Genomic DNA, 22,746 nt, shown 5'->3' with positions numbered 1-22,746 from the left:
CGTCATGGCATCTCAAGACACCGGTGGAGCAGGATTCCCGGCCGTGAGAGTCGTTGCTCGCCCTGTTGGCAGGGACGGGCTCGATTATTTTGGCGGTGCCTGGCATGCACTCTGCACGAGGGTCGGGGACTGCTGGGCAGGGGCGGGGTACTCCATGAGGTGTGGGGGCTCGTGCAGTACGCACAACCCTTGGTCAGTACACCCCCCTACCCTCGTGCAGTAACCTGCCCCGAGGAAGAGGACCGGGCCAGAGCCGGCGTTGAGGCGGTGCCTCGGGACCCGGTACAGGAGCCAGGAGGGGCCAGCCGAGTCCAAGGCGTTCGCCCCGCGGCCGGTACCGGCGCCGCCTGTCACAGGCTCTCAGCGGCCTCCAGGGCGGCGCGGACGGTGGCGCTGAGCTCGGCCGCTGCGGCGTCGGCGGGCACGGAGCGGCGCTCGCCGGTGCGGCGATCGCGGATCTCCACGGTCCCCTCCTTGGCCAGGTCCCGGCCGACGACGAGCGTGTAGGGCAGGCCGAGGAGCTCGGCGTCGGCGAACTTCACACCGGCGGAGACCTTGCGGCGGTCGTCGTAGAGGACCTCGACGCCGTCGGCGTCCAGGGACGAGGCGATCTGCTCGGCGACGTCGAAGACGGCCTGGTCCTTGCCGGTGGCCAGGACCTGCACGTGGAAGGGGGCGATCTGGACGGGCCAGGTCAGCCCCTTGTCGTCGTGGTTAGCCTCGGCCAGGGCGGCCATGACGCGGCTGACGCCGATGCCGTAGGAGCCCATAGTGACCACGCGGGCCTTGCCGTTCTCGTCCAGGACGGTCAGCCCCAGGGCCTGGGAGTACTTGCGTCCCAGCTCGAAGATGTGGCCGATCTCGATGCCGCGGGCCAGGTGGAGGGGGCCGGAGCCGTCGGGGGCGGGGTCGCCCTCACGGACCTCGGCGGCCTCGATGGTGCCGTCGGCGGTGAAGTCGCGGCCCATGACCAGGTCCAGGACGTGCTTCTTGTCGGTGTTGGCGCCGGTGACCCAACTGGTTCCCTCCACGATCCGGGGGTCGACGAGGTAGCGCACGGAGCCGGTGAGGACCTCGGTGCCGTCCTCGAGCTTCTCCACGCGCCGCAGCGGGGAGTTGGGGCCGATGGCGGTGGGGCCGATGTAGCCGCGCACGAGCTCGGGGTGGGTCTCGAAGTCGGTGTCGCCGGCTATCTCGACCTCGGCGGGGGCGACGGCGGCCTCCAGGCGCTTCATGTCGACGTCGCGGTCCCCGGGCACGCCGACGACCAGCAGCTCACGCTCGCCGCCGGGGTGGATGAGGGTGACGACGACGTTCTTGAGGGTGTCGGCGGCCGTCCAGGCCCTCCCGTCGGAGCGCGGGTAGGCCCGGTTGCACAGCTCGACCAGGGAGTCGATGGTCGGGGTGTCGGGGGTGTCCACGACGCGCGCCGGGCCGACCCCGGAGGCGTCCACGGGCTCGGGGGCCACGGTGGTGACGGCCTCGGCGTTGGCCGCGTAGCCGCTTGAGGAGCGCACGAAGGTGTCCTCACCGATCTCACAGGGGTGGAGGAACTCCTCGGAGTGGGAACCGCCCATGGCGCCGGCCATGGCGTTGACGATGACGTAGTCCAGGCCCAGGCGGGTGAAGATCCGCTCGTAGGTGTCCCGGTGGGCCTGGTAGGCGGCGGCCAGGCCGGCGTCGTCGATGTCGAAGGAGTAGGAGTCCTTCATGACGAACTCGCGGCCGCGGATGATGCCGGCGCGGGGGCGGGCCTCGTCACGGTACTTGGTCTGGATCTGGTAGACGACGGCCGGCAGGTCCTTGTAGGAGGAGTAGAGGTCCTTGACCGCGAGGGTGAACATCTCCTCGTGGGTGGGGGCCAGCAGGTAGTCCCCGTCCTTGCGGTCGCGGAGCTTGAACAGGGTGGGGCCGTAGTCGTCCCAGCGCCCGGTGGCCTGGTAGGGTTCGGCCGGAAGGAGAGCCGGGAAGTGGACCTCCTGGCCGCCCATGGCGTCCATCTCCTGGCGCACGATGTCCTCGATCTTGCGCAGCGTCCGCAGACCCAGCGGCAACCAGGTGTACACCCCGGGGGCGGCCCGGCGGATGTAGCAGGCGCGTACGAGCAGGCGGTGGCTGGCGACCTCGGCGTCGGCCGGGTCCTCGCGCAGGGTTCGGATGAAGGAGGTGGAGAGTCTGTGCAGCACGGGGTGATCCTACGGGGTATGGTGCCCTGACCCCAACGCAGAGCGCCGGGCGCCTCCCACCTCACTGACGCGTGCGACGCCGTCGAGCCCTCACGACCCGGGCGATGAGCGCGCCGCACGTCAGTGGAACGCTCACAGCAGCACGGTGGCGAACAGGCCCACCTGCTCGAAGCCCAGAGAGCGGTAGAGCGCCATGGCGGGGGCGTTGTAGTCGTTGACGTAGAGGCTCACGACGCCGTCGGCACCGACATGGTCCCGGCGCACGGCGTCCACCACACCGGCCAGGGCAGCCGCCCCGACTCCCCGCCCACGCAGGTCGGGGCGGGTCCACACGCCGGTCAGCTGGGCGACGCCGCCTGCTGGGGAGTGCCACAGGGCCCCGACGTCGGCCTTGAAGGCCACCGCCCGAGGCGATCCGGGTTGGACCGGCCCACCGACGCCGTCGTCGAGGACGACATAGCTGCGCCCCTGCTCAACGAGCCAGCCGACGTGGCGCCGGTATCCGGGACCATCGGTCGTGGGGTCGTATCCGAGCTCGCCGATGAACATGTCCACCGAGGCCGGAAGGACCATCTCCGTCTCGTTCGGATGCGCCCGACGCACCGCCTGTCCCACCCAGGACAGGGACGGGTGACGGGGCCGGTGCGCGCCGCCCAGCCCTGCAGCCGCGCGAGGTGCGGCCAGGACCGGCTGCTTCCAGCGCTCCTGGCGGGCACGCACTCCCTGCTCGTTGAGCGTGCCCCAGACCGCCGCGACGTCCCGGGCCGGCCCGCAGACGGAACCGTGCCTGGACAGGCGGGGTCGGCAGTGCTCGGCCAGCGCCCGGATCTCGCCGGCGTCCGCCGCTCGCAGACCGTGTTCGGGGCGTCCGGCCAGACCGAAGGGCATGAGGGAGCCGACCGACCAGGCCGCGGCGACGGGCTGTGCCAGTCCGCCCAGGGCGACGACGTCGCCACGCCCCCAGCGCGTCCAGCGCTGCATCTGCTGGACCAGGCTCACGGCGCAGACCGGTTCCAGGGCGCACAGCGACATGACTCCTGACACCTGATCGGAGGGGACCGGTGTCAGGCGGTCGGCGTGACGCTGAGCGCGCCTCGTGTCGCGGTGCCGCAGGAAGCTCATACCCGTCAGGCCCGGGCCGGCGCGGGAGGCGCCCGGCCCTCACCGGTCCTCAGCCGGCTGCCGAAACCATGGGGCTGGTGCCGGCCAGGGCCTCCTGCCCGAACTCCTCGGCCATCTCAGCGGCCATGGCCTCGGCGTGCTTGAGGAGGGTCTCGACGACCTGGTCCTCCGGGACGGTCTCCACGACCTGTCCGCGCACGAAGATCTGCCCCTTGCCGTTGCCCGAGGCGCAGCCCAGGTCCGCCTCGCGGGCCTCGCCGGGGCCGTTGACGACGCAGCCCATGACGGCCACGCGCAACGGAGCGGTGATGTTCTTGAGCCCGGCCTCGACCTCCTCCGCCAGGGTCCACACGTCCACCTGGGCCCGGCCGCAGGAGGGGCAGGAGACGATCTCGAGCTGGCGCTCGCGCAGTCCCATGAACTCCAGCAGCTTGGTGCCCACCTTGACCTCCTCGACCGGGGGCGCTGACAGGGAGACCCGGATGGTGTCGCCGATGCCCTCGGCGAGCAGGGTGCCGAAGGCGGCGCAGGACTTGATGGTGCCCTGGAAGGCGGGACCGGCCTCGGTCACGCCCAGGTGCAGGGGCCACTGACCGGCCTCCGACAAGAGCCGGTAGGCCTGCACCATGGTGACGACGTCATGGTGCTTGACGGAGATCTTGAAGTCGTGGAAGTCGTTCTCCTCGAAGAGCCCGGCCTCCCAGGTGGCCGACTCCACGAGCGCCTCGGGGGTGGCCTTCCCGTACTTCTTGAGCAGGCGCTTGTCCAGGGAACCGGCGTTGACTCCGATGCGCAGGGAGACACCGGCGTCGGAGGCGGCTTTACAGATGCCGGCGACCTGGTCGTCGAACTTGCGGATGTTACCGGGGTTGACGCGCACCGCGCCGCAGCCCGCCTCGATGGCGGCGAAGACGTACTTGGGGTTGAAGTGGATGTCCGCGATGACGGGGATGCGCGACTGCTTGGCGATGATCGGCAGCGCCTCGGCGTCCTTGTCGGTGGGGCAGGCCACGCGGACGATGTCGCAACCCGCGGCCGTCAGCTCGGCGATCTGCTGGAGAGTGGCGCCGATGTCGTGGGTCTTCGTGGTGGTCATCGACTGCACGGTGATGGGGGCGTCTCCACCGACGTTGAGGCTGCCGACCTGGATCTTGCGGGTCGGTCGGCGCGGCGCCAGGACCGGGGCCTGGGCACGCATCGTAGGGATGCCAAGAGCGATCGCTTCAGTCACCCGACCAGTATGTCACCCGCCCTGCCGGGCCCCGCACCTCAGGTGTGTGGCATCGCTCCCGCCGGTACCGATTTGCTCACGACCTGCCCGGCCCTGCGGGCCTCACAGCGGCGCAGCGATATCCACCCACACCAGGACCAGGGCCATGATGATGAGCAGACCGAAGACGACCTGACCGACCGGCAGCATCCTGGCCGTGTCCACCGGCCCCGGATCGGGCTTGCCCTGCGCCTTGGCGATCGAGCGCCGGGTGCCCTCCCAGCAGGCTCCGAGTACGTGCCCGCCGTCCAGGGGCAGCAGGGGCACCAGGTTGAAGGCGAACAGCGCCAGGTTGAGGCTGCCCAGCAGCATGAGCATGGTGCTCACCCGCATCGACAGGGGGACCGCTCCGCCCCCGGACACACCGCCGCTGGTGGCGTTGCCGGCCATACGCCCCATCCCCACCAGGCCCACGACGCCGCTGTCGGCGCTGCGCTGCTCAACGCCCAGCGCCGCCTGGACGGCGTGATAGAGGCCCACCGGCAGGGTGGCGATGGCCTTGACCGTCCCACCGATGGCCTGCCCGATGATGCCCGGGATCTTGGCGGGGCTCAGGGGGATGGTTCCCAGCGACGGAGAGATGCCGACATAGGGGCGGGCCTGGGTGCGCACGGCCCCGGAGGCGTCCTTGACCGGGGCGCCCTGTGCGTCGCGGACGGTGCGCTGGGCCTCGACCGCGGTGACGCTCACGGTGCGCTCGGCTCCGTCGCGCTCGATGACGACCTCGGTGGGGCTGGTACCGCCGGCGGCGATCCGGGCCTGAAGCTCCTCCCAGGTGGAGACCTTCACCCCGCCCCAGGAGACGATCCTGTCGCCGACCTTGATGCCGGCGGCGCTGGCGGGGCCGACCGGGTCGGAGTCCTGGCAGGGGGCGCCCGCGTCGATGTCGGACGAGACACAGGGGGTCACGGTCGACAGCGTCGTCGTGCGTCCGGGGATCCCGACCACGCCGACGGCCACGGCCAGCAGCACGATCCCCAGGACCAGGTTGGTGAGGATTCCCCCGGCCATGACGACGAGCTTCTTGGGGACGCTGAGGTGGTAGAAGGCCCGATGCTCCTCCCCGGGCCGGATCTCCTCCAGGGCCTCGGCGCGCGCCTCGCCCACCATGCCCAGGCTTCCGTCCTTGCGTCGGCGGTCCGGTCTGCCGGGCCTGGCCGGAGGCAGCATGCCGACGAGCTTGACGTAGCCGCCCAACCAGATGGCCTTGACGCCGTATTCGGTCTCCCCGCGCTTGAACGACCAGATCTTGGGGCCGAAGCCGATGAAGTACTCGGGTACCTTCACGCCGAACTTCTTGGCGGGGATCATGTGCCCGAGCTCGTGAAGGGCCACTGAGACACCGATCCCGATGACGAGGATGACGATGCCCAGGATGTAGGCCAGGGTGGTGCTCACGAGTGCGTTTCTCCGTTTCGTGCCGCGATGAGCTCGTCGGCGCGGGCGCGTGCCCAGGTCTCCACGGCCAGGACGTCGTCGAGGCCCGGGCCGGTCAGGCCCTCGTGCTCCCCGACGACGGCCGCATCGATCTCGACGATGTCCAGCCACTCCAGGCCGCCGGCGAGGAAGGCGGCGACGGCCTGCTCGTTGGCCGCGTTGAGCACGGCCGGGTGGGTGTCCGAGGCCGCCACGGCGCTGCGGGCCAGGTCGACGGCGGGGAAGGCGGCGCCGTCCAGCGGCTCGAAGGTCCAGCTGACCGGTTCGCGCCAGTCGTTGGGAGTCACCAGCCCCGACAGGTCGGGGCGCTCGGGCCAGGTCAGCCCCAGGGCGATGGGCAGGCGCATGTCGGGCGGGGAGGCCTGGGCGATGGTGGCGCCGTCGGTGAACTCCACCATGGAGTGAATGACGGACTGGGGGTGGACGACGACGTCGATCCGCTCGGGGGCCACGTCGAACAGGAGGTGGGCCTCGATGAGCTCGAGCCCCTTGTTGATGAGGGTCGAGGAGTTGATGGTCACCACCGGCCCCATGTCCCAGGTGGGGTGCTTGAGGGCGGCGGCGGCACTGATCCCGGTGAGCTCGGCGCGGCTGCGCCCCCGGAAGGGTCCGCCGGAGGCGGTCAGGACCAGCCGCCGCACCTCGCTGCGTCCGCTGAGGACGGGACTGGTCAGTCCCTTCTCGTGGCGGCCGCAGGCCAGGGCCTGAGCGATGGCGGAGTGCTCGGAGTCCACGGGAACGATCTGGCCGGGTCGGGCGAGCGCCTGGCGGACCAGGGCGCCCCCGACGACGAGGGACTCCTTGTTGGCCAGGGCCAGGCGGGCTCCGCTGGCCAGGGCAGCCAGCGTGGGCAGTAGGCCCACCGAGCCGGTGATGCCGTTGACGACCGTGTCGCAGGCCCCGAGCTCGGCGGCCTGAACCGCCGTGGTCGCGGCGTCGGGGCCGGTGAGGATGGTGGTGACCGGGTCGGGGCGGCCCGCCTGGGCGGCTGCGGCTCTCAGGGCCTGGCGCAGGCGGTCGGAGAGGTCCTCTCCCCTGCTGGTGACGGCCAGGACGGGGACCTCCCAGGTGATGGCCTGGCGGGCCAGGAGCTCCAGGCGCGATCCACCGGCGGCCAGGGCGACCACTCGCGGGGCGTGCTCCCCCAGGCGGGAGAGGACCTCGAGGGTCTGGGTGCCGATCGACCCGGTGGATCCCAGGAGGACCAGTCGTTGTGGGAGATGGGAGGGCACTGGTGCGTGGCTGGTCATGGGGTGGCAGGTTTCCTCAGGACGGGCTCGGCTCACTCGACGGACAGGAGGACCTCGACGACGCGCGCCAGGTAACGGTCGACGCTGGGCTCCCCGTAGGCCTTGTTCCCCCGGGCCCGGCGGAAGACCGCTCCACGCACCTCGCTGGAGGTCAGGGTGGTGTCGGAGTCGAAGTAGCCGGCGATGCGGTCCATGAGGGCGTCGACGTCGGTCTTGTCATACCCCTGCCCGGAGGCCGGGGCGAAGCGCTCGCCGGCCGGGCGCAGCAGACGCGGGTAGAGGGTGGTGGCGAGCTGGGTGACCTGATCCATCCAGGCCTGGCGACCATTCTTGGCCACGAAGGCCGCGCGCCGGCGCTGGAGGAAAGCGGCCTCTAGCCGGTCGAGGGCCGCGTCCACGGCCTGGGGCTGGTAGCCGCGCAGGACGACGTCGAAGGCGACGGTGCGCACGCCCTCGGAGTCCATCTCGTCGAGCTCACCGGCGTCGTAGATCTCGTGAGCCGTCTCGAAGTAGCGGTCCACCTGCTCGGGGCGGTAGCCCGGTCGCAGGAGCGCTGCCTTGGGGAACATGTCGCTCATGTCGTCTTGGCCCTCTCCTGGTTGAGTACCTCGGTCGCGAGCTGACCACAGGCACCGTCGATGTCGCTGCCTCGAGTGTCTCGCACTGTCGTGGTAATTCCGGCACGCCGGAGCGTGTTGACGAACATATCCTGAACCGCAACCTCCGAGCAGGTCCAGATGGATCCCGGGGTGGGGTTGAGCGGGATGGGGTTGACATGAGCCCATCCGGTGTCCCTGCGGTTGAGCTCGTCAGCGAGCAGCTGGGCGCGCCAGGCGTGGTCGTTCATGTCCTTGATGAGCGCGTACTCGATGGACACGCGCCGGCCGGTGGCCAGGAAGTAGTCGTGGGCGGCGTCGAGCAGCTCGCCGACCTTCCACTTGGAGTTGACGGGGATGAGCTCGTCGCGCAGCTCGTCGTCGGGGGCGTGCAGGGAGACTGCCAGGGTCACCGGCAGCCCCTCGCCGGCGAGCCGGCGGATGAGGGGGACGAGTCCCACGGTGGAGACGGTGATGCTGCGGGCCGACAGGCCGAAGCCCTCCGGGGCCGGGTCAATGAGCCGGTGGAGGGCTCCGACGACGTTCTTGTAGTTGACCATCGGCTCGCCCATGCCCATGAAGACCACGTTGGACAGGCGGGCCGGTCCCCCGGTCAGCTCCCCGGCGGCCGAGGCCTGGGCGGCGTGGCGCACCTGCTCCACGATCTCCCCGGTGGACAGGTTGCGGGTCAGGCCCATCTGGCCGGTGGCGCAGAAGGGGCAGGCCATGCCGCAGCCGGCCTGGGAGGAGACGCACAGGGTGGTGCGCTCCTTGTAGCGCATGAGGACGCTCTCGACGCGCACGCCGTCGTGCAGCTCCCACAGGTGCTTGATGGTGCGTCCGCCGTCGGCGCGCAGGGCGCGCACCGGGGTGATGAGCTCGGGCAGCAGCTCGGCGCACAGCTGCTCGCGCTGGGCGGCGGGCAGGTCGGTCATGTCCGTGCTGTCACGGGTGAAGTGCGTGAAGTAGTGGCGTGAGAGCTGGTCGGCCCGGAAGGGGGGCAGGCCCGAGTCCTTGCAGGCGGCCTTGCGCCCGGCCAGGTCGAGGTCGGCCAGGTGGCGGGGGGCCTTGCCGCGCGCGGCGGGCACCGCGAAGGACAGGCGCGGCTTGGCGTCGGGGCTGGTGGCGCCCTCCGGGGGTTGGTCGGTGGGCATGACCTGGACCCGGCCGTCACTCGGCCGTCCGGTGATGTTGACGGGCTGCGGGCGCCGGGGGCGCTGCTGTGCTCGCGATGGACTCACGCTCGTGCTCCTCGTGTCCCGGGGCTGGGGAGGGCCGGGCTGATCGATAGGGGTGGGTGCGGCATGCCGTCCCTATTTCACCAGGAGGGTGAAGGCGTAGACAAGTGGGGCGGCCACGAGGATCGAGTCGAGCCGGTCCATGATTCCGCCGTGTCCGGGCAGGAGCGTGCCCATGTCCTTGAGTCCCAGGTCCCGCTTGAGCAGGGACTCCCCCAGGTCGCCCAGGGTGGAGACGACCACGGTGCAGGCGCCCAGTGCGGCTCCGGCCCACCAGGGGCCGCCGATGGCCCAGACGCAGCCGGCACCGGTGGCGAGAGCTGCGATGAGGGAGCCCATGAGCCCCTCCCAGGACTTCTTGGGTGAGACGGAGGGCGCCAGGGGGTGACGGCCGAAGGTGATGCCGGCCATCCATCCGCCGGTGTCGTTGGCGGCCGCCAGGGCGATGAGCATCATGACTTTTCCCACGCCGTGCTCCTGCACGAGGAGCAGGACGGCGAAACCGGCCAGGAAGGGCAGGTAGGTGGCGGCGAAGACCGAGGCGGCCGCGGCGCTGGAGCGCGAGCGGCGGACCTCGTCGTGGGCCTCGGTGCGGGGGATGTCGTGGCCGGCCTGCTCCAGGACGGTGCCGACCTCCGCCTCGGCCTGGTCCATGAAGCTCCACAGGACGCAGGCGCCGACGGTGGCGACGTAGGCCCCGAAGGCCGCCTCCGCCCCCACCTCCCAGGCGCACACGGAGATTCCCAGGGTCCCCAGCCACAGCGGCGCCAGGGGCAGGCGGATGCGCTTGCGGGCGAAGGCCGCCGCCAGCTCCCACAGCGCCCCGCAGACGGCCAGCACGACGACGCCCACGAAGATGACCTTGTAGAAGGCCAGGGAGCCCAGGACCACGGCGATGAGCACGACCGCCACCCCGATGGCGGCGGGCAGGTTGCGTCCCGCCCGCCCGGTGGCGGGCAGGGGGTCGTGGTTGCGCGTGGGGCGCGGGTTCAGCAGAGGCGACACGGGGCTCACAGGGGTTGACGGGACAGGGGCGGGAGGTCGGGCGCAGACGCGGTCGATCCCGGGGCGAGGCGGCTCAGACCTCGAGCAGCTCGGCCTCCTTGGCGCTCAGGGCGGCGTCGATCTGCTCGACGAAGCGCTTGGTGAGGCCGTCGAGCTCGTGCTCGGCGCGCTTGACGTCGTCCTCACCGGCCTCGCCGTCCTTCTTGATGGCCTCGAGCTCCTTCTTGGCCTTGCCGCGAATACCGCGCACCTGGACGCGGGAGTCCTCGGCTCGGGAGCGGGCGAGCTTGACGTAGTCCTTGCGGCGCTCCTCGGTCAGTGCCGGCAGGGTGACGCGGATGACGGTGCCGTCATCGGTGGGGTTGACGCCGAGGTCGGACTCGCGGATGGCAGTGACGATGTCCTTCATGGCGGAGCGGTCGAAGGGGCTGACCAGGACGGTGCGGGCCTCGGGGATCGTCAGGGAGGCGAGCTGCTGGAGCGGGGTGGGGGCGCCGTAGTAGTCCACGACGATCCCATTGAACATCGAGGGGTTGGCGCGGCCGGTGCGGATGGTGGCCAGCTCGCTCTTGGCTGCCTGGAGGGCCTTGTCCATCTTGTCCTCGGCCTCGAGCATGACGTCGTCGATCATGGTGCTTCCTTTACTGGGCTACTGGGCGGTCGTGGGTTCGTCAGGTAGTGGTCGGCCATCGTGGGGATGGCTGCGGGTTGGGAGGGTGTGCTGGCCGTCTGCGCCGTACGCGGTCACGGGGCTCGAAGGGGGCCGTCGGCGGCCCGCCGGAGCCCGCAGCCGGGTCAGTCGCAGCTGACGAGTGTCCCGATTCTCTCACCCAGCAGGGCTCGGGTGATGTTTCCGGGCTCCCCCATGCCGAAGACCCGCATGGTCAGGCCGTTGTCGCGGCACAGGGCGAAGGCGGAGGCGTCGACCACCTGGAGGCCGTCGGCCAGGGCGCGCTCGTAGGTGAGCTGGTCCAGACGCCGGGCCTCAGGGTTCTTACGGGGATCGGCGGTGTAGACGCCGTCGACCCCGTTCTTGCCCACGAGCAGCTCATCGCAGTGGGTCTCCAGGGCGCGCTGGGCCGAGACGGTGTCCGTGGAGAAGTAGGGCAGGCCGGCACCGGCGCCGAAGACGACGACGCGGTTCTTCTCCATGTGGCGGATGGCCCGCAGGGGGATGTAGGACTCGGCGACCTGTCCCATGGCGATGGCGGTCTGGACGCGGGCGGGCACCCCCGCCTTCTCGATGAAGTCCTGAAGGGCCAGGGCGTTCATGACGGTTCCCAGCATGCCCATGTAGTCGGCGCGGGCGCGGTCCATGCCGCGTGAGGAGAGCTCGGCGCCGCGGAAGAAGTTCCCGCCTCCGACGACGACGGAGACCTGGACTCCGGCGCGCACGGCCTCGGCGATCTGGCGGGCGGCGTCGGAGACGACGTCGGAGTCCAGACCTATCGATCCGCCACCGAAGACCTCACCGGAGAGCTTGAGTAGAACACGTCTGGGGTGCGTGCCGTGGGCAACGCGGTCGTCACGAGCCGGTTCCTGACTCATTGCGCTATGTCTCCTGGGTTCGGTGGGCAGGCTTGGCACAGCCTACCCCGTCCCGGGCGGGCGCCGGGCCACGATGAGGGTCAACCCGAATGGCCAGACACGCCGTGGGACGAGGACCACTCATGAGACGTGCACGAGAGCCGCCCTGGGGAGCCGGCGGTGAGGGGTGTCGGTGAGTGAGAGGGGAAGATGAGTGAGAGAGGAACAAGACGGGGTGGGGGCGCGAGCATGATGCTCGCGCCCCCACCCCGAACGGTGAGCGGATCAGGCGCCGACGCGGAAGCGCACGAAGCCGGTCAGCTCGCCGCCGGTGGCCTCGACGACCTTGCCGACCGTGGTCTTGGGGTCCTTGGCGAAGGCCTGGTCGACCAGGACGTTCTCCTTGAAGAAGCCGTTGAGGCGGCCCTCGACGATCTTGGGGATGGCCTTCTCGGGCTTGCCCTCGGCGCGGGTGGTCTCCTCGGCGATGGCGCGCTCCTTGTCCACGACCTCGGCCGGGATGTCCTCGCGGGTGGCGTAGGCCGGGGAGTAGGCGGCGATGTGCATGGCGACGTCGTGAGCCACCTCGGCGGCCTTGGCGTCGGTGCCCACCAGGACGCCGACCTGGGCGGGCAGGTCGGGGTTGGTGCGGTGCAGGTAGAGCTCGATCTTGTCGGCCTCGAGGCGGCCGACGCGGCGCACGACGATCTTCTCGCCGATGACGGCCTGCATGCCGTCGGTGAGCTCCTTGACGGTGGAGCCGTCGACCTTGACCTCGGCCAGGGCCTCGGCGTCGGTGGCGCCGGAGTCCAGGGCGGCGGTGAGGACCTGCTCGGCGTAGTCGAGGAACTTCTGGTTCTTGGCCACGAAGTCGGTCTCGGCGTTGATCTCGACGAGGACGCCGACCTGGCCGTTGCCGGAGTCGACGACCTTGGCGGCGATGAGGCCGGCGGAGGCGGCGCGGCCCTCGCGCTTGGCGATGCCCTTGAGGCCCTTGACGCGAATGATCTCGATGGCCTTCTCGGCGTCGCCGTTGGCCTCGTCGAGGGCCTTCTTGACGTCGAGCATGCCGGCGCCGGTCTTCTCGCGCAGCGCCTTGATGTCAGCGGTGGTGTAGTTCGCCATGAATGTCTCCTGGTCAGTCAGTGACTAATTGACGTGTGAAAAAGGACGAGTGAGAGGTGCTCACAGCGCGGGGACGCCGCGCTGTGAGCGAGGAGCTGAGGGGTGGGCTCAGGCCTGCTCGGCGGCGGGGGCCTCGGCGGTCTCAGCAGCCTCAGCGGCCGGGGCGTCGGCCTCGGCTCCGGCGAGGAGCTGGGCCTCCCACTCGGGCAGCGGCTCGGCGTCGGCGGGGGCGACCTCGGCCTCCTCACCGGTGCGGGCGCGACCGCCGGAGCGGGCCAGCAGGCCCTCGGCGGTGGCGTCGGCGACGACACGGGTGAGCAGGGTGACGGCGCGGATGGCGTCGTCGTTGCCGGGGATGCCGTAGGTGGCCTCGTCCGGGTCGCAGTTGGTGTCCAGGATGGCGATGACCGGGATCCCGAGCTTCTGGGCCTCGGAGATGGCCAGGTGCTCCTTCTTGGTGTCCACGACCCACACGGCCGCGGGGAGCTTGCTCATGTCGCGGATACCGCCCAGGGTGCGCTGGAGCTTGTCCTTCTCGCGGCGCATCATGAGCAGCTCCTTCTTGGTGTGGCCGGAGCCGGCCACGTCGTCGAAGTCGATCTGCTCGAGCTCCTTCATGCGGTCCAGGCGGGCGCGCACGGTGGAGAAGTTGGTGAGCATGCCACCCAGCCAGCGCTGGTTGACGTAGGGCATGCCGACGCGCTGGGCCTGCTCGGCCACGGCGGCCTGGGCCTGCTTCTTGGTTCCGACGAACAGGATGTTGCCGCCGCGAGCGACGATCTCCTTGACGAAGTCGTAGGCGGTGTTGATGCCCTCAATGGACTGCTGGAGGTCGATGATGTAGATGCCGTTGCGCTCGGTGAGGATGAAGCGCTTCATCTTGGGGTTCCAGCGACGAGTCTGGTGCCCGAAGTGGACACCGCTGTCAAGGAGCTGGCGCATGGTAACGACGGCCATGACGGTCCTTCCGTGTGAGCCGAGAGGTTGCTCGACGCACGATCATTCGGGGGACGGTCGAGCTGCGCTCGGAGACGTCCCGGGGTTCTTCTTCTGGGTTCTTCCCCGTGGTTCCGCACGCTTGCGAACGCGCACCGGAGCCGGTGACCGGCTGGGAGCCGGCGCGGATGGGGCCTGGTGCCTGCGACGCACGGCCACCCGTTCACCGTGGCGAACCATGATGACCGGGACCGCGACCGTGTCGCCCGGAGGGACGTCCCGAGTTGCTCGGGTGCAGGCACGCGAAGTCAGCATTCGGGGCCCGTCTCCCGCTGACGCCGGAGCGATCCGCAGAATGCTGCGGAGGCGAGGCTACCACAGGACTGAACCAGCGGCCGAGGGCGAATCAGCGGTATTCGGAGTCGTCCCGGTCACCACAGGCCGCTTCCTCGAGGGGCTTTCCACAGGGCCGACGACGTCCCCGGCGCTGAAGGCCGCTCGGCGCGCACTCTGAGGGCATGCACCCACAGCAACTCCGGCGAAGCCCACGCCGCCGAGATCCTCACACACCGTCCTCTCCTTCCCACATCCCGCCCCGCCGTCTCGCCGCGCTGGCAACGGCACTGGTCGCCTGCGGCTCACTGGCCGCACTGCCCGGTACACCACCGGCTCGGGGTATGAGCACAGGCACCAGTCCGGCCACCAGCACCGCCGTGACCACGGTTTCGGCTCCGTGGGTCCAGGACCCGTTGCTTCCCGAGCGGACGGGCAGCGCGCCCGAGCCGGCCGAAGCCGCCCACTGGCTGACCTCGTCGACCTCTCTCGTGACGAGTCTGAGCCCGCCCTCCCGGCTCGTCAACGAGACGGGAACGGCCGGCCAGGCGCTAACGGACCGGCCTGCGGACCCCCGGCGCCCACGGGGCCGCTTCCAGTGGCCGACCGGCGCGCCAGCCACCGTGGTGGAGGGCTTCGACCCGCCCACCGTCGCGTGGGGACGCGGGCACCGGGGAGTGGATCTCGCGGCCGCAGAGGGCACGCAGATCCGCAGCGCCGCCGCGGGGACGGTCGCCTTCGCCGGCATGGTGGCCGGGCGCCCCGTGGTGTCCATCGACCACGCCAACGGGATCCGCACCACCTATGAGCCGGTCGAACCGGCCGTCAGCGCGGGTGACGCGGTGGCTGCGGGCCAGGTCGTCGGCACCCTGCTGCCGGGGCACCGTTCGGACGGGGTCTGCGCCCTGCACTGGGGGGCGCGCACCGGCCCCAAGACCTACATCAACCCGTTGCGCCTGCTGCAGCCGGCCGTCATCCGCCTCAAGCCCCTTCACTGAAGAACACGGCCCCCGCACGGGCTGCGCTCAGGCGCGAGGGAAGGCCTGCTCGTAGACGCTGCGCAGACGCTCAGCCGAGACGTGGGTGTAGCGCTGGGTCGTGGCCAGGGAGGAGTGCCCGAGGAGCTCTTGGACGCTGCGCAGGTCCGCTCCCCCGCCCAGGACGTGGGTGGCAGTGCTGTGCCGCAGTCCGTGCGGGCCCAGGTCGGGGACCTGGGCGGCCGCGCACAGGCGGTGGACGACGTCGCGCACCACCCGGGGATCGATACGCCGCCCCCGCGCCCCGAGGAAGAGGGCGCCTCCCGCGTCATCGGCGCAGATCTCACCGCGCCGACGCAACCATGCCTCCAGCGCCTTGGCGGCGGGCACCCCGTAGGGGACGGTCCGCTCCTTCCGACCCTTCCCCAGGACTCGCAGGGTCCGTTGGGAGTGGTCGAGGTCGGCGACATCCAGGCCGACGAGCTCGGAGACCCGCACGCCGGTCGCGTAGAGCGTCTCGATGATGGCCAGGTCCCGCACGGCCAGGACGTCCCCGTCCGAGGCGAGGTCCGCGGCGGTCTTGAGCAGCTGTGAGGCCTGCTGGGTCGTCAGCACCCCGGGCAGACGGTTGTCGACGCGCGGCGCACGCAGGCGCGCGGCGACGTCGGAGGTGAGCAGTCCCGTCTCGAAGGCCCAGGAGGAGAAGGTCCTCACCGAGGCCGAGCGGCGGGCCAGGGTGGCGCGCGAGTGACCGCTCGCGGCCATCGCGGCGAGCCAGTCCCGCAGGTCCGCCAGGTCAAGGGTGGCCAGGGCGGCGTCAATGGGTTCAGTGTCCCCCTCACCGACACCGAGGAAGCTCAGCAGGTCGTTGATGTCGACGAGATAGGCGCGCACGGTGTGTTCGGACAGGTCTCGCTGCAGGGCCAGGTAGCTGCGGTAGGAGGCGAGCAGATCGGCGCGCGTCCTCGACATGGGGCACCTCCTCTCACGACAGCGATGACGAACAACGGCGGTGATCGGCTTGATCCGTCAGGTTCTTATCGGTCCATTCGAAGGCCTGCTTGCAGGACCGGGCGACACGGGCACCTGAAGACTACGGCACCCGACACATATACCTCAGAGGCAGGGCGCAGGACACGCACCTACTACCCCGAGCTCAGCCGCGAGAGGCTCGTTGATCCCGACCACCTGAGCGCTTCGAGCAGCGCCGCCTCCAACCGGTGGCGGTGCGCTCCACCTTCCCTGAGAGCTCCAGGATCCCCAGTGCCGACGTGGTCTCCTTCGGGGACAGCCCCGAGGATCGGACGATGGACTCGGTGCTCGCCGCGGCCCGGGCGGGCATGGCATCCAGCACGAGGGAGGCGTTTGGCTCCAGGCCATCAAGAAGCCCGCTCCCGGCCAGCTCGGGGTCCTGCTCCTTGGCGACATCCGCGTCGACGGTGCCCAGGGGCGTCAGCAGCTCCAGGGCGTCGTCGGTGTCGGTGATGCAGACCGCCCCCTTGCGCAGGAGCCGGTGGCATCCGACCGAGGACATGGAGGTCACGGGGCCGGGAACGGCGCCCACCTGCCTGCCCAGCTCAAGGGCGCGGTGAGCAGTGGACAAGGCTCCCGATCGCCAGGCCGCCTCCACCACGATCGTCGCCTGCGAGATCGCCGCGATGACGCGGTTGCGTGAGACGAACCGGTGACGGCCCGGTTGACAACCCGGTGGCACCTCCGCCACCAGCGCCCCGGAGGCGATGACTGCCTCCAGAACCCCGGTGTTTCCCACCGGGTAGAGGCGGTCCACTCCCCCGGCGGAGACCGACACCGTTGGTCCCTCCTGCAGTGCTCCGCGGTGCGCGCAGGCATCGATGCCGAAGGCTCCCCCGGAGACGATGAGGCCGCCCTGGGCCGTCACCCCCGAGGCCAGGGAGGTGGCGACGCTCTCACCGTAGCGGGTGGAGGCCCGGGCCCCCACCAGTGCCAGGCACAGTCCGCTGGCGGGCCCCACTGGCATCCGCTGCTCGCGTACCGGCTGACCGGCGCCTGCGACGCTCTGAGCGTCGTCGTCTCCCATGGCCCCGGGCATGCCGCCGTCGAGGTCCTTGTCCCTCAGGTCCACGGCGCCAACCAGTAGCGAGGGGTCTCCGCGCACCCACAGGCAGAAGGGCGGGTGCTCGAGCTGGTCGAGTCCCGGCGGCCACCAGGGCTCCCCCGGGAGGATGAGGCTCCCACCCAGGCGGTCGAGCACATCGAGCTCGCGGCGGATGTCGAGTCCCTCCAGGCGCGGCGCCCACCGGGCGGCAGCCTGAGCCCAGCAGGCGCTGATATCACCGTCGCTGGGCATTCCCGGAGGCGGCTGTGGCACCGGCGGGCGGGGCGAGCTGCGCACCTGCCCAGAGGGGTCGATGGCCTCCTCCAGCAGCCACCTCAGGGCGGGACTCGGCCCGAGCCGGCCCACCACCATGGCTGCGGTGGCACTGTTGGGCTCGGCCAGGCGGGACCAGGTCGCGCGTGCCAGCGCGGGATCATCGACGTCGTAGGGAAGTGTCATGGGCGCACTCCTGGGGTTCTCAGGGCCAGGGCGGTCCCGATGTGGGTAAGGGCGAGGGTGTCGGCCTCCTCGAGGTCGGCGAGGCTCCAGGCCAGTCTGAGGACCCGGTCCACCCCGCGCAGGGAGAGGTCGCCGCGTTCGAGGGCGGTCATGAGCCGGCGGCTGAGCGGAGCGCTGAGTCCGCCGTCGGGGCCTCTGAGGTAGGAGCCGGGTACCTCGGCGTTGAGGCGCCACGGGGTGCCGGCCAGTCTGCGCTCCGCGGCCCGGCGGGCGCGCAGGACGCGCCGGGCCACCACGGCGCTGGACTCTCCATGGCCGGAAGAAGCGAGATCGGCTGCGCTGACGGCGCCGACCTCGACCTGGATGTCGACCCGGTCCAGCAGTGGACCGGACAGTCGTGAGAAGTAGCGTCGTCGCTGCAAGGAGGTGCAGGTGCACTCCAGGCCGCGGCCGCCGGCCTTGCCGCAGGGGCAGGGGTTGGCGGCCAGGACGAGCTGGAAGGCGGCCGGGTAGCTGGCGCGCCCGCCCACGCGGTCGATGGTGACCACTCCCGACTCCAGCGGCTGGCGCAGGCAGTCCAGGACTCCCGCACTGAACTCGGGGGCCTCGTCGAGGAAGAGCACGCCGCGGTGAGCCAGGGAGACGTCCCCGGGTCGGGGCAGGCCAGAGCCGCCTCCGACGACGGCGGCCCGGGTCGCCGTGTGGTGCGGTGCGCGCAATGGCGGCCGGGTGATGAGTCCGCGGGCGGGGTCGAAGATGCCGGCCACGGAGTGCAGGGAGGTGACGGTGACGGCATCGGCCTGCTCCAGGGGCGGCAGGATGGAGGGGAGCCTCTCGGCCAGCATGGTCTTGCCCGTCCCCGGGGGCCCCACCATGATGAGGTGATGGCCCCCGGCGGCGGCGACCTCGAGGGCCTGGCGGGCCTCGCCCTGTCCGACGACGTCAGCCAGGTCCGGTGGCTCGGCGTCGTGGGGCGGGGTCGTGGGGGCTTCGTCTGCGGCGGCCTCGGTGATCTGCTCCAGCGCGGCGGCCACGGCCGTACTCAGGTGCCCTCCGTAGCGCTCGACGAGCTGGCCGACGTGCCTGACGGCGGTGACCCGGGCGCCGGGGACGAGCTCAGCCTCGGCGGCGGCCTCCTGGGCGACGACGATCTCCTCCACCCCTGCAGCCACCGCGGCCTGGACACTGGGCAGAACGCCGCGCACGGAGTGCACGGAGCCGTCCAGGCCGAGCTCGCCGATGTAGACGGTTCGTCCCAGGAGCCCGGCCGCGCTCCGTCCGAGCCGCCCACGTGCTCCCAGGACGGCCAGGGCGAGCGCCAGGTCCAGCCCGGTCCCGGTCTTGCGCAGGTCCGCCGGGGAGAGGTTGACGGTCAGGCGCTGCTCGCCCCAGGTGACGCCGCAGGTGCTCAACGCGGCCCGGACGCGCTCGCGCGACTCGCGCACGGCGGTATCGGGTAGGCCCACGAGGGTGAATCCGGGCAGGCCCTGGGTGGCATGAGCCTCGACGTCGACGATGTGCCCGGCCAACCCGGTCAGCGTGACAGCAAGCGTGCGAGCTAGCCCCATGGCGCATCCACCGCCCGGTGGTGGCGCAGCAGCGCAGGACGCGCGTCGCGCAGAAGGATGGAGACGACGTCGAGGCGCATGCCGGCGTGCGACGTGGTCTCATGGGTGCTCGCCCAGGCGGCCGCCAGGGCACGCAGTCGGGCGACTTTGCGGGCGTCGACGGCGGCCGCCGGTGGCCCCTGGCGCAGGGAGCTGCGGGTCTTGACCTCAACGATGACCAGCCTCGGCCTTGCCCACGCCTCTGCCGGGTCGGCGACGGATGCGCTGCCCGGCTCGTGGTGCGCCGCAGCCGGCTCCAGGGCGATGATGTCGAGCTCTCCGCGCAGGCCGTGGTCCGGGCGCCAGTTGCGCTCCAGGATCTTCCAGCCGATGTCCTCCAGGTAGGTGGCGGCGAGGTCCTCTCCGCACCGCCCGGTGCTCTGGCGGGAGGCCCCTGCGCGAGCGTCTCCTTCGCCGCCCGGGCCCCGGGCGGGCGGTGTGAGCCCGTGATCGCCGCATCTGGCTGCGATCACCGTTCGTCCCCTTGTGGCTGCTGCGACCTGGTCGGTCATCCCGATCACCTCCGCAACTAGCGTGAGGCCGGTTCAGCCGGTGCGCGCCACGGCCCCGTCGGCCCTGTGGACGGCGGTGTCAGAAAACGACCTGTGGCCCCCAGCGAGCGGGGGCGGCCAGCGGAACGGAGCCGTCAGAGGCGGCGCAGCATCGGAAAGGCGGTCAGGAGGAGGGGATGTCCATCTCGAGCTTGGTGAGCTCCTCGACGTTGACGTCCTTGAAGGTGACGACGTGGACGGACTTGACGAACCGGGAGGCTCGGTAGATGTCCCACACCCAGGCGTCCTCGAGAGTGAGCTCGAAGAAGACCTCCCCGCCGCTGGTGCGTACCTGGACGTCAACGGCGTTGGCCAGGTAGAACCGCCGTTCGGTCTCCACCACGTAGGAGAACAGGGAGGCGACGTCGCGGTACTCCCGGTACAGCGAGAGCTCCAGCTCGTTCTCATAGGACTCGAGGTCTTCTGCGCTCACCGGGCCATCATGCCTGCCCGCAGCCGCTGGAGGCGGCAGGCCACGGGGGCGAGTCGGCCCGCCCATGAGTCGCCCCGGGCCGGGTAGCCGCATCAGGCGGCGCCTCAGCCGTGGCGCTGCTCCAGGCCGGGCAGGTGCCAGCTGCGTCGATGCTGGTCGCTGGCCCCCAGAGCGGTGAGTCCCTGGATGTGGGCCGGCGAGGCGTAGCCCTTGTTGGAGACCCACCCGTAGCCGGGGTCGTCAAGATCGGCCATGAGGCAGTCGCGTTCGACCTTGGCCAGGACGCTGGCGGCAGCGACGACGGCGCACCGGGCGTCGGCCTTGACCTCCATGCGCACCGGAGGGGTGGGAGCAGACCCGGCAGCCTCAGGAGCAGTCTCGGGAAGGTATCCGCCTTCCAGGGCGGTGAGCAGGTCGGGCTGGGTGGGGGTGAGCCAGTCGGCCACGCCGTCGAGGATGATGACGTCGGGGGCGTGGCCGCGCTCAGCGACCTGCTGCAGGGCCCGCAGACCCGCCATTCTCAGTGCTGCGACGATGCCGTGCTCATCGATCTCTGCCGGTGAGGCGTGGGCGACGGCGTGGTCCACGAGCCAGTCGCGCACGGGATCCACCAGGCTTGTTCGGGCCCGGGCCGTCAGCTGCTTGGAGTCGGCGAGCCCCTCGGGGAAGTCGTCATCGGTGCACCGCGCCACGATCGCCAGCCCGACGCTGACCGGTCCGGCCAGGGCCCCGCGACCGACCTCGTCCAGACCGCCGACGTAGCCGTGGGTTTCCAGCAGAGTCTTCTCCAGGGCCCGGTCGGGGCGGGTGCGTCCCCGAGAACTCACTTCGTTCTCCCCGGAGCCTGCTCCTGGTCGGAGGAGTTTCCGGAGGAATCCGGGACGTCAGCCGGCCCGCCGGGCTCGGCCTGCGGCCCGTCATCGCCGCTGGGGCCCTCGCCGGCAGCGCCAACGTCCTCGGAGCTGCTGTCCTCGGCGGCCTGCGAGGGCGCCTCCTCCCCAGAAGCCGTCTCCCCGTCACCCGTGGGAGCAGCCGGAGGCGAGGGCGGTGCGGGCGACGTCGCCTCCCGCGCAGGGACGTCTGAGAAGGCGCGCTCCCCTCCTCCCAAGAGCCCCCACCGGCTCAGATGCGTCCACTGGAAGACCACCCTGGCCACCCCGACCACGTTCTTGAGCGGCACGAAGCCGCCGTGGGCGTCGTCGCGGTGGTAGCGGGAGTCGGCCGAGTTGCTGCGGTTGTCCCCCATGACCCACACGTAGCCCTGGGGGACGGTGACATCGAAGGAGGTCAGGGACGGGGACTGACCGTCCTTGACGTAGGGCTCCTTGATCGCGACGCCGTTGACGGTCAAGGATCCCTTCCCGTCGGCGACCACATGGTCACCGCCGACACCGATGACCCGTTTGACGAGGTGATGGCCGGTGTTCTCCGGCAGAAGGTTCACTGCGATCATGAGCCTCTGGGTGGCACCGCGCAGCCCTGTCGGCTCCTTGACGTGAAGCCAGTCGTCAGGATCGGTGAAGACGATGACGTCGCCCCGTTCGACGTCGTCGGAGCCGTACATGGGGACCGCGACCTTGTCCCCGTCACGCAGGGTGCGTTCCATGGAGCCCGAGGGGATCTCGTAGATCTGGACGACGTAGGCCCGGAGGAGAGCCGGTACCAGGATGACGACTGCCACGACGAGCACCAGCCTGATCACCCGCTGGTACAAGGGGCTGGTCTGCGGCGGGGGGATGGCAGGGGCCACCTGCCGGCGGGGTTGGATGGAGGGTGGCAGCTCGGTGAGCTCGTCATCGGGCTCGGGCTCGGCGTCGGGGTCGATGAACGGGTCGTAGTCCCACTCGTCGCTGTCGTCAACCGGGGCCGGCTTCGGAGCCTCTCCGGCGTTCTCAGAAGCCGTGCGGGTTTCCTGCGGGGAGTCCGCGGACGGAGAGCTGCAGGCCGGTGTGATCGCGGACCTGGAGGCCCGACCGATCTGGGAGGGATCGGCCTGCTTCAGGTCCAGCCCGACGTCGTCGGCACCATCCTGCACCGGTCTCACCGTGCTCCTTCCCCGGAATTGATGGACATGGGTCCACCGCTGCACGGCGGTGGGAGATGGCGAGCGCCCGGAACCCGTGGGCTCCGGGCGCCGCCTGGAGAGTGCGGGCGCTCAGTCCTCGCGACGCTCCTTGATCTTGGCGGCCTTACCGCGCAGGTTGCGCAGGTAGTAGAGCTTGGCACGGCGCACCTGGCCCCGGGTGACGACCTCGATCTTCTCGATGGAGGGCGTGTGGACGGGGAAGGTGCGCTCGACACCGACACCGAAGGAGACCTTGCGGATGGTGAAGGTCTCCGAGACGCCGCCGCCCTGGCGCGCGATGACGACGCCCTGGAAGACCTGGACGCGGGTACGCGATCCCTCAACGACCTTGACGTGGACCTTGAGGGTGTCACCCGGACGGAAGGAGGGGATGTCGTCGCGCAGTGATGCGGCGTTGATCTCGTCGATCAGGTTCATGTTTCTCTCCACACCCGTGCCACTGGTCAGGAGTGCTGGTTCGGCGGCGCCGCGCCGTACGGGGCAGCGCCGGAGGTGGACGCCCCTGAGCTCCTTCGAAGCGGCCGCCTCCCC

Annotated in this window: 21 protein-coding genes; 1 reads left to right on the top strand and 20 read right to left on the bottom strand. The window is 70.8% G+C overall.

What is annotated here, in order from left to right:
* Positions 1–350 precede the first annotated feature (350 nt).
* The 12 genes from HMPREF2883_RS10595 to rpsB form a co-directional block, all read right to left on the bottom strand.
* Positions 351–2,186 (bottom strand): proline--tRNA ligase, encoded by a 1,836-nt coding sequence (locus HMPREF2883_RS10595; RefSeq protein WP_070662068.1) that lies wholly within the window; start codon positions 2,184–2,186, stop codon positions 351–353.
* A gap of 132 nt (positions 2,187–2,318) precedes the next feature.
* Positions 2,319–3,308, bottom strand: coding sequence for a GNAT family N-acetyltransferase (locus HMPREF2883_RS10590; RefSeq protein WP_081384582.1), 990 nt, complete (start codon positions 3,306–3,308; stop codon positions 2,319–2,321).
* Positions 3,309–3,357: 49 nt separating this feature from the next.
* Positions 3,358–4,539: a flavodoxin-dependent (E)-4-hydroxy-3-methylbut-2-enyl-diphosphate synthase gene (gene ispG / locus HMPREF2883_RS10585; protein WP_070662065.1), complete on the bottom strand. Its 1,182-nt coding sequence runs from the start codon at positions 4,537–4,539 to the stop codon at positions 3,358–3,360.
* Positions 4,540–4,641: 102 nt separating this feature from the next.
* On the bottom strand, positions 4,642–5,976 hold the full coding sequence (locus HMPREF2883_RS10580) for a M50 family metallopeptidase (RefSeq protein ID WP_070662062.1): 1,335 nt from the start codon (positions 5,974–5,976) through the stop codon (positions 4,642–4,644).
* Complete coding sequence (gene dxr, locus HMPREF2883_RS10575; RefSeq protein ID WP_070662059.1) at positions 5,973–7,265, bottom strand: 1-deoxy-D-xylulose-5-phosphate reductoisomerase; 1,293 nt, start codon at positions 7,263–7,265, stop codon at positions 5,973–5,975. Before dxr ends, HMPREF2883_RS10580 begins: the two co-directional genes overlap by 4 nt.
* A 32-nt stretch (positions 7,266–7,297) precedes the next feature.
* Positions 7,298–7,843, bottom strand: a complete 546-nt coding sequence (locus tag HMPREF2883_RS10570; RefSeq protein WP_070662056.1) for a DivIVA domain-containing protein — start codon at positions 7,841–7,843, stop codon at positions 7,298–7,300.
* Entirely contained in the window at positions 7,840–9,102 is a 1,263-nt protein-coding gene (rlmN, locus tag HMPREF2883_RS10565; protein ID WP_070662053.1) for a dual-specificity RNA methyltransferase RlmN, read from the bottom strand. The genes HMPREF2883_RS10570 and rlmN overlap by 4 nt, the downstream gene beginning before the upstream one ends.
* A gap of 72 nt (positions 9,103–9,174) precedes the next feature.
* Complete coding sequence (locus tag HMPREF2883_RS10560; protein WP_070662050.1) at positions 9,175–10,104, bottom strand: phosphatidate cytidylyltransferase; 930 nt, start codon at positions 10,102–10,104, stop codon at positions 9,175–9,177.
* A gap of 73 nt (positions 10,105–10,177) precedes the next feature.
* Positions 10,178–10,735, bottom strand: a complete 558-nt coding sequence (gene frr / locus HMPREF2883_RS10555; RefSeq protein ID WP_003786400.1) for a ribosome recycling factor — start codon at positions 10,733–10,735, stop codon at positions 10,178–10,180.
* A 164-nt stretch (positions 10,736–10,899) separates the two neighbouring features.
* Positions 10,900–11,652, bottom strand: coding sequence for a UMP kinase (pyrH, locus tag HMPREF2883_RS10550; RefSeq protein WP_070662047.1), 753 nt, complete (start codon positions 11,650–11,652; stop codon positions 10,900–10,902).
* Positions 11,653–11,916: 264 nt separating this feature from the next.
* Complete coding sequence (gene tsf, locus HMPREF2883_RS10545; RefSeq protein WP_070662045.1) at positions 11,917–12,756, bottom strand: translation elongation factor Ts; 840 nt, start codon at positions 12,754–12,756, stop codon at positions 11,917–11,919.
* A gap of 108 nt (positions 12,757–12,864) precedes the next feature.
* The gene (rpsB, locus tag HMPREF2883_RS10540; protein ID WP_070662042.1) at positions 12,865–13,713 is read right to left on the bottom strand and encodes a 30S ribosomal protein S2; all 849 of its coding nucleotides are present in this window, start codon (positions 13,711–13,713) and stop codon (positions 12,865–12,867) included.
* Between the two features lie 656 nt (positions 13,714–14,369).
* On the opposite strand from rpsB, the gene HMPREF2883_RS15620 reads away from it, so the two are divergent.
* Positions 14,370–15,023 (top strand): M23 family metallopeptidase, encoded by a 654-nt coding sequence (locus tag HMPREF2883_RS15620; RefSeq protein WP_256277443.1) that lies wholly within the window; start codon positions 14,370–14,372, stop codon positions 15,021–15,023.
* Positions 15,024–15,050: 27 nt separating this feature from the next.
* On the opposite strand, the gene HMPREF2883_RS10530 is transcribed toward HMPREF2883_RS15620, so the two are convergent.
* From HMPREF2883_RS10530 to rplS, 8 genes are all read right to left on the bottom strand, one after another.
* Complete coding sequence (locus HMPREF2883_RS10530) at positions 15,051–15,974, bottom strand: tyrosine recombinase XerC (RefSeq protein ID WP_070662039.1); 924 nt, start codon at positions 15,972–15,974, stop codon at positions 15,051–15,053.
* 184 nt (positions 15,975–16,158) lie between these two features.
* Entirely contained in the window at positions 16,159–17,538 is a 1,380-nt protein-coding gene (locus HMPREF2883_RS10525) for a DNA-processing protein DprA (protein WP_070662036.1), read from the bottom strand.
* Positions 17,535–19,106: a YifB family Mg chelatase-like AAA ATPase gene (locus tag HMPREF2883_RS10520; protein ID WP_070662033.1), complete on the bottom strand. Its 1,572-nt coding sequence runs from the start codon at positions 19,104–19,106 to the stop codon at positions 17,535–17,537. Before HMPREF2883_RS10520 ends, HMPREF2883_RS10525 begins: the two co-directional genes overlap by 4 nt.
* Positions 19,097–19,657 carry a YraN family protein gene (locus tag HMPREF2883_RS10515; protein ID WP_070662030.1) on the bottom strand — a complete coding sequence of 187 codons (561 nt, stop codon included), beginning with the start codon at positions 19,655–19,657 and terminating at the stop codon, positions 19,097–19,099. The genes HMPREF2883_RS10520 and HMPREF2883_RS10515 overlap by 10 nt, the downstream gene beginning before the upstream one ends.
* A 163-nt stretch (positions 19,658–19,820) precedes the next feature.
* Positions 19,821–20,129: a DUF2469 domain-containing protein gene (locus HMPREF2883_RS10510; RefSeq protein ID WP_003781502.1), complete on the bottom strand. Its 309-nt coding sequence runs from the start codon at positions 20,127–20,129 to the stop codon at positions 19,821–19,823.
* A 104-nt stretch (positions 20,130–20,233) separates the two neighbouring features.
* On the bottom strand, positions 20,234–20,956 hold the full coding sequence (locus HMPREF2883_RS10505) for a ribonuclease HII (RefSeq protein WP_070662027.1): 723 nt from the start codon (positions 20,954–20,956) through the stop codon (positions 20,234–20,236).
* A complete protein-coding gene (gene lepB, locus HMPREF2883_RS10500; protein WP_070662024.1) occupies positions 20,953–22,173 on the bottom strand; it encodes a signal peptidase I in 1,221 nt (406 codons plus the stop codon). The genes HMPREF2883_RS10505 and lepB overlap by 4 nt, the downstream gene beginning before the upstream one ends.
* A gap of 111 nt (positions 22,174–22,284) precedes the next feature.
* Positions 22,285–22,632: a 50S ribosomal protein L19 gene (rplS, locus tag HMPREF2883_RS10495; protein WP_003786428.1), complete on the bottom strand. Its 348-nt coding sequence runs from the start codon at positions 22,630–22,632 to the stop codon at positions 22,285–22,287.
* Between the last annotated feature and the right edge of the window lie 114 nt (positions 22,633–22,746).

Origin of the sequence: Actinomyces sp. HMSC075C01, from assembly GCF_001812965.1 — a bacterium.
GTDB lineage: Bacteria > Actinomycetota > Actinomycetes > Actinomycetales > Actinomycetaceae > Actinomyces > Actinomyces acetigenes.
Note: the sequence above shows the minus strand (reverse complement) of the source record. Positions and strands in the feature narration are given on the sequence as shown.

Bases quoted from the DNA above. Each gene is read 5' to 3' on its own strand.
- HMPREF2883_RS10570 (WP_070662056.1), bottom strand. From the start codon at position 7,843: ATGAGCGACATGTTCCCCAAGGCAGCGCTCCTGCGACCGGGCTACCGC.
- pyrH (WP_070662047.1), bottom strand. From the start codon at position 11,652: ATGAGTCAGGAACCGGCTCGTGACGACCGCGTTGCCCACGGCACGCAC.
- dxr (WP_070662059.1), bottom strand. From the start codon at position 7,265: ATGACCAGCCACGCACCAGTGCCCTCCCATCTCCCACAACGACTGGTC.
- HMPREF2883_RS10520 (WP_070662033.1), bottom strand. From the start codon at position 19,106: ATGGGGCTAGCTCGCACGCTTGCTGTCACGCTGACCGGGTTGGCCGGG.
- HMPREF2883_RS10525 (WP_070662036.1), bottom strand. From the start codon at position 17,538: ATGACACTTCCCTACGACGTCGATGATCCCGCGCTGGCACGCGCGACC.
- HMPREF2883_RS10515 (WP_070662030.1), bottom strand. From the start codon at position 19,657: ATGACCGACCAGGTCGCAGCAGCCACAAGGGGACGAACGGTGATCGCA.
- HMPREF2883_RS15620 (WP_256277443.1), top strand. From the start codon at position 14,370: ATGAGCACAGGCACCAGTCCGGCCACCAGCACCGCCGTGACCACGGTT.
- rpsB (WP_070662042.1), bottom strand. From the start codon at position 13,713: ATGGCCGTCGTTACCATGCGCCAGCTCCTTGACAGCGGTGTCCACTTC.
- rplS (WP_003786428.1), bottom strand. From the start codon at position 22,632: ATGAACCTGATCGACGAGATCAACGCCGCATCACTGCGCGACGACATC.
- frr (WP_003786400.1), bottom strand. From the start codon at position 10,735: ATGATCGACGACGTCATGCTCGAGGCCGAGGACAAGATGGACAAGGCC.
- HMPREF2883_RS10530 (WP_070662039.1), bottom strand. From the start codon at position 15,974: ATGTCGAGGACGCGCGCCGATCTGCTCGCCTCCTACCGCAGCTACCTG.
- HMPREF2883_RS10590 (WP_081384582.1), bottom strand. From the start codon at position 3,308: ATGAGCTTCCTGCGGCACCGCGACACGAGGCGCGCTCAGCGTCACGCC.
- tsf (WP_070662045.1), bottom strand. From the start codon at position 12,756: ATGGCGAACTACACCACCGCTGACATCAAGGCGCTGCGCGAGAAGACC.